Below are 15,135 nucleotides of genomic sequence, written 5' to 3'. Positions count from 1 at the left end.
CGGCAACGGCCGGCATACTTTACGGAAGGATCAACTGACTTTTGTCGTCAGGAAGATCGGCAGGGTCATCTGTTCTATCTGATTCTGCAATTCCTCGATCTCGTCCATGTGGCGGTCCTCGTCGTTCAGAATGCAGACGAGAATGTCGCGCGTGGCGTAGTCCATAACTTCGCCCGCAAGCACAATAGCCTTGCTATAGGCCTTGATGGCACCTTGCTCCAACAAACGATCGTTCTCCACTTGGCTGGGAACATCGTGTCCGATCGAGGTCTTGTTCAGATTGGTCACGACCGGAGTGCCTTATAAGAAGAGGAACCTTCCTATCAGCTTCTCGGCGTGTTTCATTTCTTCTATTGCGCGTTTTTCAAAGTCTTTATGCAGCTTTCCGTAACCCCACCCAATCCTCACACATTTCCCCATGCACAATGTACTGGTTTATTGCGGTCAGCTCGTCTGCGAGCAATGAATTCAAAGCTTCTATTAGTTTGGGGGCTCCTTCTTGTAGCCGTATTTCAGTTTTTATAACCTTTCACTTAACAACGGCTCGACGTATCCTTTGCGCCCTTAAATCCTACATCTGAAAGAGTGGATCATGCCTTTGTGTGCTTCTTTAAGAATTTCACAAGGACTTCCTTTGCCTTTGCGCTTTCCTCGTTATGGTTGTAGAAGAAGTCGTGATCTGAATTTTTGGAGTCGAATACCTCCACATCGACGCCCGCCTCTTTGAGTTTAGCAGCATAGTCTATATACTGAGGATAGAGCGGATCCCGACCTGCCGCTATCAATAACATCGGCGGCTGTCCCCTCAACATCTCCTTCGGTGCTATCCTCGGGGACGCATACGGCTCTTTGCCGTACTTCGGTTCCGGCAGATAACAAAGATATATTGCCTCAAGGGTTTGACCGGTAAGGATCTTGTCGCTTCCCGGTTTATCATACGGATCCCCCGATATGTCCACTCCGGGAACGCATATCATATGATACTTTATTTTAAAGTCCCCTCTTTCTCTGGCTTTTATGGGTATGACGGTAGCGAAATTCCCTCCTGAGCTGTAACCTCCCGTGCCGATGTTCTCTTTGTCTATCTTATATTTCTTGGCATTGTCGGCATAGTGTTTGACGACCTGATAAGTCGCTTCCAGCCCTATCGGATATGGGTTTTCCGGAGCTTTCGGCCAATCGATGCTTATTATCTTTACATCGACCTTACTTTTGATGAAAAGGTTGATCTCTTCATCCATCTCGGGGAATCCGACACAGTATCCTCCACCGTGTATGTCCACATACAGCGGCTTTACTTTATCAGAGTCGAAACCGTATTCCAACACCCTGATCTTACCGTATGACGTGTCCACATACCGTTCCTTGGCAACAGTGCTTACAAATCGGGACTTGTTGAACTCGTCTCTCATCTTCTTCATTAACTGTGCTGCCTGCTCCTTGTCCATACAAATAGTATCTCATTCTGATAGATAAATGCCACTTTATTGAGTTTGGAATGAATCTATATTTCCGAATACCCTTCCACAACATTTATCTTAGTTTGTCTCTTTGATATATATGTTCGATAGGGATGACTCCTTGAACTGGATAAAGTGAAAAAATGGTTAAAGTCAAGATGGAAGTAAACCCGGGCGTATGCAGCCTGAAAACAACGATCGAAGCAGAGTCGGAGGACATGATGACCGTCGTGTTCAATATAAAAAGCGACTGCCCGCATGTGATGGAGCTTGCCGCGGCCTTATAGCAAAAAGAGACGACGGTGTTCGATGCGATCGCAAAGCCGATCACAGAGAATCCGCTGTTCGTGGATTGCGCAAAGTACCTCGAGCATGCTGCCTGCCCGATCCCGGTGGCACTCGTAAAAGTGTGCGAACCCTGCGGCGGGCTGGCCCTGAAGAGGAATGTAGAGTTCCGTTTCGTTTGAAACAGTTTCAAAAAATACTGGCGGCATCGAATATGCCGCCAGAAAAACACCACGTTATGATGGACCGCATAAGTGTCATTCAACAGAAAGACGATCTTTGAGTCGGCACACAAAACTTCTGAATTCTATTCGTTTCAAAGAAAACCCCGAATGGGGAAGATGTTTTGTTTTCGGCCGAACGAGCGGCAGATCGGGGATTATCTGCCGCCCGTCAGACCGGAAGAAGCTTCCCTATCATAGGGGGATACGGAAGCTTCTTCTTTTGTCCGCCGATTTACGGCAGACCCAGATCTTTGCGTTTTTGTAGGATTATCTTCTCGAACATGTCAGCCGTTTCGACGGCGTCATCGTTGATGAACACATATCCTCCCGTCAGGGTCTTCATGTCTTCGGTGAGTACCTTTACGATCAGATCACTGCCGGTGACGAACGGCGGGATCCCCAGGTGCAGAGGGAGACCGAGCGCTAGACCGAACGCACCGTCTGCCAGTGCCTGCTCCTCGAGCCACTGCGCCGCGGACAACACGAGCGGAAGCTGCGGAAGGTCCACACCGAGTGCTTCGGCTACCTCTGTGGCAACTATCTCCAAACGTCCGATGGCGAGACACGGGCCGAAGTTCAGCACAGGAGGTATTCCGAGCTGCTTACATACCGCTTTAAGATTCGGTCCGGCCAATTCCGCCGCTTCCGGCATCATCAGGCCGCAGTTCTCGATACCGCCGGACGAACATCCCGCGGTCAGGACCAATATGTCCTTTGCGATCAGTTGTTTGGTCAGTTCGACCGTCAACACGTCATGGCCGCCGCACTGAAGGTTGGAGCAGCCGACAACTCCGGCCAGTCCTTTTATCTTTCCCGCTGCGATCAGATCGATCAACGGCTTCCACGAGTCACCCAGGAAGGCCTTCAACGATACCTCGCTGACCCCGGTCAGAGAATTCTTGTTCCCGTGGTCCGGGAGCAGTTTCATCGGCACGACCTTGCGCCTTGCCTTGTAAGCGGCTATGACCTCGTCAATGATCTCATTGACGGCTTTCTCGCGTGTCTCATATGTGAATTCTTTCAGTTCGGCATTTGCTTTCTTTGCCACTGCGTCCACACATATCTGTTTTATCTTGAGCTCATCGCAGATCGGTTCGATGCCCGGAAGGGTGCAGTTGAATTCCGATATGACGGCATCTATGGCACCTGTGGCCAGGATCGGCTCGCTGGTGAAGTTGTTGCCTGCGTGTCCGTTGAATATCTTTGTGCAATGCGCACCGCGGAGCTGCATATCCTGACCTACGCAGGTGCAGCCGACGATCTTGAAGCCTTTCGCCCCGGCGGCCTTGGCCTTTTTTACAACGTCATCCTGGATCAGGCGGTCCTGTATGTATGAGAACCTCGAGTGCTGGTGCCCGGTGATCATTATGTTGATGTAATCCGGGTCGATCACATTGAGACCCACCGGCGCCATGCGGAGCTCGGGCTCGCCTATCACAACATCATTCAGCAGGTTGGTCAGTGTGAGACCGTATAGACCTGTCGAAATGCCGAGTCTGAGTGTATGGAACAGCATGTGTACGGGATCGGAGTTCAGGTTCGTCGATGTTTTCACGACGCCAGAGAACACCTCGGCCTTGGCCCCTCCGGGCATTATGCCGATCTCTTTCCAGCGTTTAACGCGCGGTGCGTACGCCATCTTTTCCGTCAGCACCATTTTTTCATAGTCGGGTTTATAGAGGTCGTTAAGGACCGCATCCGCTACTTTGAGGGCTTTTTCATGATCGTTCTTACCTTTTATGCCGAACTTGACACAAAGGCTGTTCAGTGCCTTTTTACCTCTCAGCTCGCCTTTGGCAAGAGCGATGCTTCTGAGATTCAGGGCCGCGTTCTCGACGATGTGTATGTAACATCCGGAACCTGCTGCTATAGCACGCAGGAAATTTCGAGCCGCGATCACATCGGCGGTCGCACCGCATACTCCTTTCGGAGCGTCCTGAGTTATGCGGCAGGGGCCGTTCGCGCAAAGTTTGCAGCAGATGCCGCGCAGACCGAACTCACATTTCATGTTCTGGGTATCTACGCGGTGGAAGGCGGTGTTCTGTGGCAGATTCACAATAAAGTTCTCAAGTGGCTTGTCCGCACTCTTGCATATTTTTTGATTAGACCATTTTGTCATTGTATATCATCTCTTTTTTTGTATTACTCTTAAAGTTTGACCGGCGTGATGTGCGCATCCAAGCCGAGGTTCTTTGCATTCATCCCCATTGCCAAGCCGTATAGCTGCGACAGATGGAGCACAGGGAATGAGTATCCGCTGTCTTTCTGGCCCGAATCGAATTGCAGGTGACAGAAGGGGCACACGTCGACTATCATTTCGGCACCGCCGTTCTTCATTATCTCCAAGTTCGTTCTGGTGAACTTCAATGCCGTGTCACCGAACTGCGATCTGAGACCTCCTCCGGCACCGCAGCATATGGGTTTGGCCTTCTGTTTTCTGAGCACGCTTTTAGCGCCTACCGCCTCGATAAGCTCGTCCAGGATGACGGGGTTCTCCGAATCATCTAGTTGTTTCAATTTACTCGGTTTCAGGAAGTGGCATCCGTAGAACGCCGCCACGTTGTAGTCGGCCGGCTTTTTCACCGCTTTTTTGATCTTCTCGATGCCGACATCCTTGTACAGAACTTCGGCGAAATGTCTCACTTTTGTTTCGCCGCTGTATTTCAATCCTATTTCAGCGAGGATCTTGTTCACTTCATCCAACATATCTTTGTCCTCGTGCAGCTCGTGTGCGGCGTCGAATAATGAACCGTAGCAGCCGTTGCACACGGTGATTATATCCAATCCTTCTTTCTCGGCGAGTGCGAGGTTCCTTGCGGCCGCGGCCAGCCACGTTGCCCTGCTGAACGATTTTATCACGCCTGGGGCAGGGCAGCAGTTCGCGCCCTTCATATCCACCAGTTCGACCCCGAGCGCCTTGAACACCTCTCGAGTCGACTTCTCGATGCCGGGGTATCTGAGAGGTGCGATGCATCCTAGGAAAAACGCATATTTTTTCATCAGTCCACCAACTTAGCGAATTTTGTTAATTTGATCACTTTGTCGAAGTCTGCTTTCGCCGCCTTGTCGTCCATCACCGTCTCCGGGTTCTCCGGGAGCCCGAGATTCTTCCTGAGCGCCCTGATCTTATCGTTGTTCTCGACAGTATGGCCGTTCTTTATCAGGCTCTGAGCAACTTTTTTGTGATTTTCGTACATGTCCCCATTGGCAACCACCATGTTCCTCAGCGCAGTGATGACATCGACTACCTGAACGTTACACGGGCACCACTCCACGCATGTGTAACACGTGGTGCACTGCCACAGAGCATCGCATATCGCTTCGTCTTTCAGTCCGAGCTGAGATGCTCTCATGATATTTCCGGGTCGTAACGGGGTCATCATCTTTGCAGACGGACATTTAAGTGTACACGTTCCGCACTGGAAGCACGACGTGACGCTAGATCCGCCATTGGCTGCTAGTTCCTCTGTGAATTCCGATACAATTTTTTTCATAAACAACACTTAACAATACAATATGGATAGTAGCTATATAACAGTATCTAAAAGATACTACGATGCTATGAACAAAATTTGCGCCGGAATTTGCAGAACACTCTGTGTTCTTCAAAAAAACCGATTGCGCCCCATATGATCTTTAGCTTTTCCTGTGATGACTCCGAAAGGGGCGACCGTGACAACATTTCGGACGATGTAAAAATTCCGGAAAACGGTTGACGGTTGTCAATATAGGTTTGAGTAAGCCTGCCGGATCTGAACCCGGTCGATTGTCTGCTGACCGATCATGCCTGCGAATGTTTCTTTATAAAGTTGGCTATGGCCTCGCGTGCTTTCATACTGTCCTCGGTCTGTCCGAAAAAGAAGTCGTGGTCGGCATTCTTGAAATCATGTATCTCCACTTCGACACCCGCATCTTTGAGCCTTGCGGCATAGTCGATATACTGTGGGTAGAGAGGGTCCAGACCCGCTGCTATCAAAAGTGCCGGAGGCTGTCCTATCAGCATTTCTTTCGGCGCGATCCTCGGTGAAGCATACGGTTCTTTGCCATACTTCGGTTCCGGCAGATAACAGAGATATATTGCCTCCAGGAACTCGCCGCTGAGTACCTTTGCGCTTCCGGGTTTACCGTAAGGGTTTCCCGATATGTCCACTCCGGGGACGCAGAGCATCTGGTACTTTATCCTGAAGTCCCCTCTTTCTCTGGCTTTGATGGGAATGACAGTAGCGAAATTCCCTCCTGAACTGTAACCCCCTGTGCCGATGTTATCTTTGTTGATCTTGTATTTCTTGGCGTTGTCCGAATAGTGCTTGATCACCTGATAAGTTGCTTCCTGCCCTATCGGATACGGGTTTTCCGGAGCTTTCGGCCAATCGATGCTGATGATCTTCACATCTGCCCTGCTTCTGATGAAAAGGTTCATCGCCTCATCCATCTCGGGGGAACCGATACAGTATCCTCCTCCGTGAATGTCCACATAAAGCGGCTTAACGGCGTCTGAGTCGAATCCGTATTCCAACACTCGGATCTTGCCGTAGGATGTATCCACAAACCGTACATTGGCCTTGGTTTCGAGTTTGTACTTTGAATATCCCTCTCGTGCCTTGATCATCATCTGTGCGGCTTGCGCTTTGTCCATGCTGCAAGTATTTCCTTCAGATAGATAAATGCCACTTCCATAATGACATGTCTAAATCGTCATTTGCCGTGCGGTACCACACTTTCAAACCATTACAGTTTGTAACGGTTTCATTCGCTTGGTTCAAAAGACACTCTATTTTCAGTTTCGAATTCTCAGAATATCAGAGACCCGAAAAAGATGGCGGGAATTATTCCTTTATAGTGTGTACGCATTCTGTGTACTCTGACTTCCCCTTCATACTTTTCATCTTTTGAAGGAAGAACCTCATAGACAAGTCTGTGTTCTGCATTTATTCTTCGAGAGAACTTTCCCTTCATGTCACCACTTAATTTTTTATATTTTGGAGGGTTTCTTAATGGTTCCTCTTCTAGAACTGTCAGCAACTCCCTTGCCTTCCGACCATACCCGCTTCTCTCAAGCTCACATAAGTCTTCAATCGCCGGAGGTGCCAGCCGGACATCATAGGCCACTGCCGTTCCACCTTGTCCACTCAGAATCCGGCATCTTATTGTTTCTTTCAATGTCCTCCAGAAGCCCCGGGACTCCCATCAGATAAAGGGTCTCAACAATGCTTTCCCACTCTTCCTCCGATACCATTACAACCGTGCCTCTTTTAGATGTTATTCTGACAGGTTCGGACAGAGCACTCTCGATTAAGTTGTAAAAATCTGCTCTTGCTTCGGTTGCATTTATCGTGGTCATAGTAACACATATGCTCAGAGATATATAAGCGTACGTTTTATCGTACAGTGAGTGGGCCCGCCCGGATTTGAACCGGAGTCAATAGCTCCCGAAGCTACAAGGATACCAAGCTACCCCACGGGCCCTTTTCGATGGATGATTTCCATCATTCTATTAAATGTTGTGTTAGGAAGAGATCATATTCCTCAGAACATACTGAAGTATCCCGCCGTTCGCGATGTACTCCGCTTCGATCGGTACGTCCACTCTGCAAATGGTATCGAACACCAGTTTCTTGCCGTCCCTGTATGCCGTCACTCTTACGGTGCCTTTGGGTTCGAGATCTTCGAGATCGATATCGAATATCTCCGAGCCGTTCAGTTTCAATGTGCCGGCATTCTGGCCTTCGAGGTACTGCAGCGGGACTATCCCCATTCCGACGAGGTTCGACCGGTGGATCCTTTCGAATGATTCGGCGATCACAGCTCTTATTCCAAGAAGGTTCGGACCCTTTGCCGCCCAGTCCCTTGAGCTTCCCGTTCCGTATTCTTTTCCCGCAAGAACAATCAGCGGCGTCATATCGTCGTAGTACAGCCGCGACACTTCGAAGATAGTATCGTCCTTCTTCTCGGGGAAATATCTGGACGAGCTTCCCTCGACGCCGGGCGTGAGCTGGTTCTTCAATCTTATGTTTGCGAACGTTCCCCTTACCATCACTTCATGGTTCGCCCTTCTCGATCCGTACGAGTTGAAGTCCTCTTCTTCGACCCCCAGTGATATCAGGTATCTTCCCGCATCCGATCCCGCATCGAATGAGCCGGCGGGCGAGATATGGTCGGTGGTGATGGAATCGCCGAGCATGGCGAGGCATCTTGCTCCTTTGATGCTCTTTATCTCCGGATCGTCGAACAATTCGTCAAAGAACGGAGGATTCCTGATATAAGTGGAGTCCTCTTTCCATTTGAATAACGGCGAATCCTTGCTCTCGATCCTGTCCCATCTCTTCGATCCTTTGAATATATCCTTGTATTGTGAAGTGAACGCTTTCGTCGTTACGTATTTGTCGTTGATCCTTTGGATCTCTTCGTCAGCCGGCCAGATGTCCTTGAGATAGACCTTCTTTCCTTTTATTTCGGCGAGAGGTTCTTTTTCGAGATCGATATCTACGCGGCCTGCGATGGCGAATGCCACAACTAACGGGGGGGATGCAAGATAATTTGCTTTTACGAGCGGGTGTATCCTTCCTTCGAAGTTCCTGTTGCTCGAGGCAATTGCCGCCGTGACAAGGTCCTTTGATATTATCTCCTTTGATACCTCATCGGAGAGCGGCCCGCTGTTGCCTATGCAGGTCATGCATCCGTATCCGCAGTTCTGGAATCCAAGCGCATCCAAATGCTCCTGCAGACCGGATCTCTCCAGATATTCTGTTACAACTTTGGAACCGGGGGCAAGGGATGTCTTAACGAATTCCTTTGGTCTCAGACCGAGCTCGTTCGCCTTCTTTGCAACGAGTCCCGCGGCGATCATCACAGATGGATTGGCAGTGTTCGTGCATGATGTTATTGATGCGATCACCAAAGAGCCGTCGCCCATTTTATCTCCCGAAGGCATCCTCTGCTTCTCGATCTTGAACGCTTTGAGGGCTTCCGAGAACTCTTTCTTCATATTGCCAAGGTCAATGCGGTCCTGAGGCCTCTTGTATCCTGCGAGGCACGGCCTGACAGTTGAAAGATCCAGTTCCAGAGTGTCTGTGTATTCCGGTTCTACGTTGTACCAAAGGCCCTGTTCTTTCGCATATTTTTCGACCGCATCGATATGCTTGGGGTCTCTTCCTGTGAGCTTCATGTATTCTATTGTTTTTTCATCTATCGGGCAATATCCCATCGTCGCTCCGTATTCTGGTGCCATGTTAGCAATTGTTGAACGGTCTGCAAGACAAAGGTTCTGATATCCCGGGCCGAAGAATTCCACGAACTTCCCGACGACATTCTTCTTCCTTAGCATCTGCACAACGGTAAGAACAAGATCTGTCGCATTCACTCCCGGAGAGAGCTTACCTGTAAGCCTGAATCCGATCACTTGGGGAATGTCCATATAGCTGGGCTGTCCGACCATGACCGCTTCGGCCTCGATGCCGCCGACCCCCCAGCCGACCACTCCCAGACCGTTGATCTGTGTGGTGTGTGAATCTGTTCCGAAACAAGAGTCTGGGTATGCGGTCAGGATCCCTTTTTCTTCTTTCACATGTACCAGCGGGGACAGATATTCCAAGTTCACTTGGTGACATATACCGTTCCCGGGAGGGACCGCCCTGAAGTTCCTGAACGCCTTCTGCGCCCATTTGAACAGAGCGTATCTTTCGCTGTTCCTCCTGAACTCCAGTTCTTCGTTCTTATCCTGAGCGTCGGCACAGCCTGCAAAGTCTGTCTGTATGGAGTGGTCGATAACAAGGTCCACCGGAACAAGAGGGTTGATGGACTCTGGATCCTTCCCCATGACGGAGACGGCTTCCCTCATGGAGGCGAGGTCGGTAACTGCCGCGCCGCCTGTGAGATCCTGCAGCAACACTCGGGCAGGCATCCACGGAATATCGTGCTCGACATTACTTTTTGGATCCCAGGACGCTATCGCTTTGACATCCTCGTCGGTGATTACCTCGCCATCCCTGTTCCTAAGCATCGATTCGACTATCACCCTGATCGAGTACGGCATCTTTCCGAGTTCCTTTATCACGCCTTTCTTTTCCAGTTCTTTCAAACTGTATATGGTGACCTCGCCTTGTTCCGTCCTGAGCTTCTTTGTGCAGCTTCCGATGTCCGTCATTATCTTTTCACTGCTCTTTGCTAATAAAAATTAGATATATCAATTTGACCAGCGAAAGCTATAAGCGGACATTCTCACAATACGATGAAAGTCGCATTTTTTAGTGAAGGAAATGGAAATAAAAGGTTTAAAGGAGATTTAATCTCCTTTTAAGTGACATCATGTTGTTTTTTCCTGCGCAGATAGAGCCATATCAGTGTGCCTGCGATGATAAGCAGAATTATTAATACGAGCAGCCACCACAAGATGCCGCTGCCGCCGGTCGCAGCGACATTACCATCGTTCGTATCGGCAGTTACACCATTATCTTGGTCGGTGATCTTATCTGTGTCATCATCAGCATCTTTATTTGTGTCATTGTTTGTGTCATTGTTTGTGTCTTTACTTCCGCCCCCGGCTTCCTGTGCGCTCTTCACTTCGATTGTATGATCCTTCACCACATTTACGAAAGTATATGTTCCTAGGTTGATCTGCTCCTGGGTAAGAGGCGTTCCGTCGACCGTTACGGATGAGATATAATATCCGCTTTTTGCTATGAAGATGAATGTTCTTTCACCTCCATTCTGCACTGCGGACACCCCGCCCGGTGCGAGGATCGTCTTGCCATCCGATATTGCCGTGATGTAATGTGGATCTGTTATAAGCGGGCCGGCTGTTTCAAATACCGCCTTCAGGTCATAGTCTTCCATCATCCAGATGGTCTGACCCGCTCCGCTTCCAAGGAAGAACCCCGCAGGCTCCGGGGATGCAATCCAGTACAGGAAGTCAGTGGCCGTTCCGGAGATCGACAAAGTTACATTATCGCCCCTATAGAAGTTACCTGAGTATGCTGTACCTTTGTCCACGGTAAAGGCAGAATACGGATCACCTTTTACAATGACCGTTATCTTCCCTTGTGATACCGCAGGACCTACTACTTCCAGATCCAAAGTCGTGCTTTCAGCGGGGTCAATGAAGTAGGCATAGATATTCTGGTTGCCTCCGGAAACGTCATATGTAGGCGAAGGATTGTATGTGACGGGGTGCGCCATTCCTGAGTTGTAGAACTGATAGAAAACATCGGATCCATTTGTCGGTGTTAACTTAAGCTCTGTGACATCGACAGCAAATGAGATTATGTTGGTACCTTCATGTGCTGTCTCGTTTATCGGACCGTATTTCGGACTGTTGCCGGTAACATTAACGGTTCCGTTCCCGACTATTTCAAGTGTCAGTATGTACCCTTCGAACTTCAAGGGAAGTGCTCCGTTCCATCCGTCATGAGCATCATACCCTGTATTTGATTTTACAGAGTATATTTCCGGACTTTCGTCTGCGAGTCTCACGAGGTTCTTCTTTGTTCCGGACTCGACCGCAACAAGTTTGTATGTCTTTGAAACAGCTGCATCGCTTGGAAGTTGGAATGCGAATCCGTAACAGCCCGCAGGAATGTCGATCGTTAATATCGGCGTCAGTCCTCCGTCCGCATATACTTCGACCGGACCCGAGAATTCTCTTCCGTATTCCATTATTGCATTCACATAGTATCCGGTGCTTCCGGTGCCTGCGCCTCTTATCGGGACCGCATTGTAATAATCGTTGTAAGCCGGTCTGCTGAAGGCCAGTATTTTTGCCGCGCTGGATATTGTAACATTTGTCGAAGTTCCGTATCCGCCCGAACCTATGCCGTCCCCGCCTGAAGTGCTTGTTGCGATTATATTGCCGCCCGTAATGATTATTGCGTCAATGTCGCCGTATAGTGTTCCTCCGATCCCTGCGCATCCCGTGCTGCCGGTCGCAGTCACGGTACCGCCGTTGATCGTTATTGTACCGCCGTTGTTGACATTACCGTTCAATGGTGCCGAGCTCCCGATCCCTGCGCCGTTGGCGCCTGTCGCAGTCACGGTACCGCCGTTGATCGTAATAACGCCGGGTGTGCCGTTCTTTGTGAAGTATCCGCCTCCGCCGCCTATTCCGGCACCGCCGGTACCGTATGCATTCACAACGGCAGTGCCTCCGATCGTTATGACTCCTCCGTTGCCGCCGCTCTGACCGTTTCCGTTGCCGCCTCCGCCGCCTATACCTGCGCCGTAACGGCCGCCTGTAGCATTCACTGTGCCGCCGACGATCGCAATGGTGCCTCCATCGGATGCACCGCCTGTGGTGAGACCACCGCCGCCTATACCTGCGCCGTAAAATCCGCCCGTAGCAGTGATCGTGCCGCCTTTAATGGTCGAGTTGCCGGTACTGCAGTTCGATGATCCGATGCCCGCAGCATAACTGTTCGCAGAGGTAACGGTCAATGAGCCGTCGGATGACCCGGGATTTGTACTGTCGATCAGTATCGATGAGCCTAATGGCACAAGGATGTTACCGTTTATCGTGTTTGTGCTGCCTGCCGATATCCAAAGAGCCAGTTCGGCACCGTTCAGATTGATCTCGCCGGCGATATTGATCCCGGCGAAGATCACTGCTGTGCTGACGCCGGAGTTAAAAACCATTGTTCTGCTCAGAGTTCCCACAGTTGTCTGTTCTATCTGATATGTGTGACCGTTCGCATTCGTGTCGAAGGCGATGATGGTGCCTGAGTATGTCCATCCTGTGCCCGATGCTGGAGAAGTCAGATCTATAGTATAATCCGGTGTTGTCGCTGCTGCCGAAGACCTGTCTGAAGAACCCGATAAAAACACTGATACTGCTATCATCAGTATCAACGCCACTGCCAAAAATCCGTATTTGAGTACTGTATTTTTTTTATTGATTTTCAATTTATAAGCCCCCACTCTTTAATTGACTTTACGGCATATCTTAAAACTTCTATATTAATACATCATATTCACAACAATTGACACTCAGGTATTCGTGCACGGCGCACGTACCGGCGGTGGTTAATTGATACCAAATTTAACGATACGATCGTGTGCAAGCGTCATAAATAAGAGTCTTTTTAATGATCTGACATAGATCCGTCATATCTCCCGCTTTAGGATGTTCCGAACATGTTCTTCGGGCTTCTGTCGGCAGGATGCATCAGTATTTTTTCATACGGAGTCGTAACTGTTCCGCATAGATTCTCAGAGAACCATAAAAATCAGATATATCAATTTGACCGGCGGAAACTGCCGGTCTTTTATAATGTTAAAGTGGGCTGTTCAGTCCCATTCTTTGAAAAGCCTTGTGATGCCATCCTTCGCGATGGACCAGCATGGGACCCCGCCGGTAAGCACCGCTACCTGGATAGCCTCCAGTATCTCCTCTTTGGTCGCCCCGTAGTTCTTGGCGACCTTCGCCTGCGCATATACGCAGTCCTCGCACATCCTCACCGCAATGCATGCAAGCGCCATCAGCCTCTTCGTCTTCTTGTCGAGCGCTCTGTCCTCCGTCATGAACTTGTCCATTGCGTGAAGCGTTTCCATGAAATCGGGGTTCAGTTCTTTTATGCTCTTAAGCGTCCTCGGCGAGTATCCGCCCATTTCATCGCACATCGCACAATAATGTTCTTCGGGATCTTTGCAAGACATGAACACCCCAATCGCTTTTTGAGTTAATAGAATGTCGCTGTTACAAGCTTTGGTATCTGTTTAATATTTTATTTGACGATGACCCCACATGCAAGCGCTCATACCGGACAGTCTCTTGAACGACCTCAACCAAATGCAGCAGAGGATGCTTGAAAAGGGGCTGCCTGTCCTGGTGGTCTTCGAAGGAAGCAGCGGAAGAGTGAACGGACGGGTGAACAGCGAGTTGATAAGATGCCTTGAACCGAGAGGCGTGCTGTACCGCCACTTCGATCCAACGACCATCGGCAGCCCCGCAGAGATACTGGACTTCGTTCAGCATACTCCTGCCAAAGGCCAGCTCGGCCTCTTCGACAGATCTTGGTACTCTGCTGCGATAGAGAGATACGGCGACGGCGATGACTGGAAAGGTCTCGATAATATGCTCAAAGTGAGCAACGACCTTGAAAGATATCTGACCTTGAACGGTATCCTTCTGATCAAGATCATCCTAAAGTCGAACGTTTCGATATTGAAGGAATATGGATCGCAATACGGCCCCAAGATGCCGAGAAGGTCATTCCTCTCTTTGGATAATATCGACCCTCAAAAGTTCAAAGGGAGCGTGCTGGACCACGTCTACGAAAGAACCGACACAGAGTACGCCCCGTGGAATCTGATAAAGATTGGCGATATCGGTAAGACCGTCATTGAAACGGCGGAGGTCATAATTAAGACAGTAAACAAAAGGCTGGACTCCGAACCCCCGCCGCTTGCTATGCCTGAGATAGAGCGCACATTTGAGAATCCGCGCAATTGTCTTGACCTGAACAAGAGATACAACATGCCGTATGACGAGATGATCAATGACCTTTCCGATGAGATCGGAGAGTTGCAGATGGAACTGTCCCTCAGCGACCGCTCGCTTGTTGTGTGTTTTGAAGGATGGGATGCGGCAGGCAAAGGATCGTGCATTAAACATCTGTGTCATGCGTTAAACCCGAGAGGTTATGACGTATATCAGACCAAAGCCCCTACCGAAGAGGAGCTCAAGCATACCTATCTGTGGAGGTTCCTGAAAGGCATTCCCGAGAAAGGCCATATAACGGTCTATGACCGGACATGGTACGGGAGGATGATGGTGGAACATATAGAGGGACTCTGCACGGAAGAAGAGTACAGAAGATCCCCATTCGAGATCAACGCCTTTGAGAAGATGATGAAGGACAGCGGCATCATCCTGTTGAAGTTCTGGCTGGATATAACTCCCGAAGAGCAGCTGTCGAGGTTTGAAAAACGGGCGGACGATCCGCTGAAGGCATGGAAGATAACGGACGAGGATTGGCGCAACCGCTCAAAGTGGGACGCATACAACGAACATGTCAATATCATGATTGAATCCACAAACACAAAACATGCTCCCTGGACGGTCGTCGGATCTAATGACAAGAAGTACGCCAGGGTCATGGTTCTGAAGTCGGTCGCGGATGCTATGAAAAAAGAACTGAGTTAACGGTCTTGTTCGTCAATTGACGTTATAGATATTC

The 15,135-nt window shown here is 49.6% G+C and carries 11 protein-coding genes, 1 tRNA gene and 2 pseudogenes; 2 read left to right on the top strand and 12 right to left on the bottom strand.

All coding sequences use genetic code 11. The annotated features are described in order from the left end of the window. Window positions 1-30: 30 nt before the first annotated feature. Window positions 31-511, bottom strand: a pseudogene (bfr, locus tag Mpt1_RS01490) (bacterioferritin). Between the two features lie 79 nt (window positions 512-590). Further along, window positions 591-1,448 (bottom strand): alpha/beta hydrolase, encoded by an 858-nt coding sequence (locus tag Mpt1_RS01485; RefSeq protein ID WP_048111543.1) that lies wholly within the window; start codon window positions 1,446-1,448, stop codon window positions 591-593. A gap of 155 nt (window positions 1,449-1,603) precedes the next feature. On the opposite strand from Mpt1_RS01485, the pseudogene Mpt1_RS07880 reads away from it, so the two are divergent. Continuing rightward, window positions 1,604-1,927, top strand: a pseudogene (locus Mpt1_RS07880) (DUF6951 family protein). Between the two features lie 274 nt (window positions 1,928-2,201). Here the strand turns inward: Mpt1_RS07880 and cooS are convergent. From cooS to Mpt1_RS01435, 10 genes are all read right to left on the bottom strand, one after another. Then, the gene (gene cooS, locus Mpt1_RS01480) at window positions 2,202-4,088 is read right to left on the bottom strand and encodes an anaerobic carbon-monoxide dehydrogenase catalytic subunit (protein WP_048111542.1); all 1,887 of its coding nucleotides are present in this window, start codon (window positions 4,086-4,088) and stop codon (window positions 2,202-2,204) included. A gap of 29 nt (window positions 4,089-4,117) precedes the next feature. Next, complete coding sequence (hdrB, locus tag Mpt1_RS01475; protein WP_048111541.1) at window positions 4,118-4,969, bottom strand: CoB--CoM heterodisulfide reductase subunit B; 852 nt, start codon at window positions 4,967-4,969, stop codon at window positions 4,118-4,120. Next, window positions 4,969-5,463: a 4Fe-4S dicluster domain-containing protein gene (locus Mpt1_RS01470; RefSeq protein WP_048111540.1), complete on the bottom strand. Its 495-nt coding sequence runs from the start codon at window positions 5,461-5,463 to the stop codon at window positions 4,969-4,971. The genes hdrB and Mpt1_RS01470 overlap by 1 nt, the downstream gene beginning before the upstream one ends. A gap of 287 nt (window positions 5,464-5,750) precedes the next feature. Further along, window positions 5,751-6,605, bottom strand: a complete 855-nt coding sequence (locus tag Mpt1_RS01465; protein WP_048111539.1) for an alpha/beta hydrolase — start codon at window positions 6,603-6,605, stop codon at window positions 5,751-5,753. A 155-nt stretch (window positions 6,606-6,760) separates the two neighbouring features. Next, complete coding sequence (locus Mpt1_RS07390) at window positions 6,761-7,078, bottom strand: Txe/YoeB family addiction module toxin (protein WP_048111538.1); 318 nt, start codon at window positions 7,076-7,078, stop codon at window positions 6,761-6,763. Beyond that, window positions 7,068-7,310 carry a type II toxin-antitoxin system Phd/YefM family antitoxin gene (locus Mpt1_RS01455; RefSeq protein WP_048111537.1) on the bottom strand — a complete coding sequence of 81 codons (243 nt, stop codon included), beginning with the start codon at window positions 7,308-7,310 and terminating at the stop codon, window positions 7,068-7,070. Before Mpt1_RS01455 ends, Mpt1_RS07390 begins: the two co-directional genes overlap by 11 nt. Before the next feature lie 52 nt (window positions 7,311-7,362). Continuing rightward, window positions 7,363-7,435 (bottom strand) — tRNA-Pro (locus Mpt1_RS01450). Between the two features lie 40 nt (window positions 7,436-7,475). Further along, complete coding sequence (acnA, locus tag Mpt1_RS01445; protein WP_048111536.1) at window positions 7,476-10,112, bottom strand: aconitate hydratase AcnA; 2,637 nt, start codon at window positions 10,110-10,112, stop codon at window positions 7,476-7,478. 149 nt (window positions 10,113-10,261) lie between these two features. Then, window positions 10,262-12,811 (bottom strand): hypothetical protein, encoded by a 2,550-nt coding sequence (locus tag Mpt1_RS01440; protein WP_238603154.1) that lies wholly within the window; start codon window positions 12,809-12,811, stop codon window positions 10,262-10,264. A 432-nt stretch (window positions 12,812-13,243) separates the two neighbouring features. Beyond that, on the bottom strand, window positions 13,244-13,612 hold the full coding sequence (locus Mpt1_RS01435) for a carboxymuconolactone decarboxylase family protein (protein ID WP_048111534.1): 369 nt from the start codon (window positions 13,610-13,612) through the stop codon (window positions 13,244-13,246). An 88-nt stretch (window positions 13,613-13,700) separates the two neighbouring features. Here Mpt1_RS01435 and Mpt1_RS01430 point away from each other — a divergent pair, with 88 nt between their 5' ends. Continuing rightward, entirely contained in the window at window positions 13,701-15,101 is a 1,401-nt protein-coding gene (locus tag Mpt1_RS01430; RefSeq protein ID WP_048111533.1) for a hypothetical protein, read from the top strand. Window positions 15,102-15,135 lie beyond the last annotated feature (34 nt).

It is taken from the genome of Candidatus Methanoplasma termitum, assembly GCF_000800805.1.
Lineage (GTDB): Archaea > Thermoplasmatota > Thermoplasmata > Methanomassiliicoccales > Methanomethylophilaceae > Methanoplasma > Methanoplasma termitum.
This window is presented reverse-complemented; position numbering and strand designations above follow the sequence as displayed.

Excerpts from the sequence above, each read along its gene's own strand:
- Mpt1_RS01430 (WP_048111533.1), top strand. The coding sequence starts at position 13,701 with ATGCAAGCGCTCATACCGGACAGTCTCTTGAACGACCTCAACCAAATG.
- Mpt1_RS01470 (WP_048111540.1), bottom strand. The coding sequence starts at position 5,463 with ATGAAAAAAATTGTATCGGAATTCACAGAGGAACTAGCAGCCAATGGC.
- acnA (WP_048111536.1), bottom strand. The coding sequence starts at position 10,112 with ATGACGGACATCGGAAGCTGCACAAAGAAGCTCAGGACGGAACAAGGC.
- Mpt1_RS01455 (WP_048111537.1), bottom strand. The coding sequence starts at position 7,310 with ATGACCACGATAAATGCAACCGAAGCAAGAGCAGATTTTTACAACTTA.
- Mpt1_RS01435 (WP_048111534.1), bottom strand. The coding sequence starts at position 13,612 with ATGTCTTGCAAAGATCCCGAAGAACATTATTGTGCGATGTGCGATGAA.
- Mpt1_RS01485 (WP_048111543.1), bottom strand. The coding sequence starts at position 1,448 with ATGGACAAGGAGCAGGCAGCACAGTTAATGAAGAAGATGAGAGACGAG.
- Mpt1_RS01465 (WP_048111539.1), bottom strand. The coding sequence starts at position 6,605 with ATGGACAAAGCGCAAGCCGCACAGATGATGATCAAGGCACGAGAGGGA.
- cooS (WP_048111542.1), bottom strand. The coding sequence starts at position 4,088 with ATGACAAAATGGTCTAATCAAAAAATATGCAAGAGTGCGGACAAGCCA.
- hdrB (WP_048111541.1), bottom strand. The coding sequence starts at position 4,969 with ATGAAAAAATATGCGTTTTTCCTAGGATGCATCGCACCTCTCAGATAC.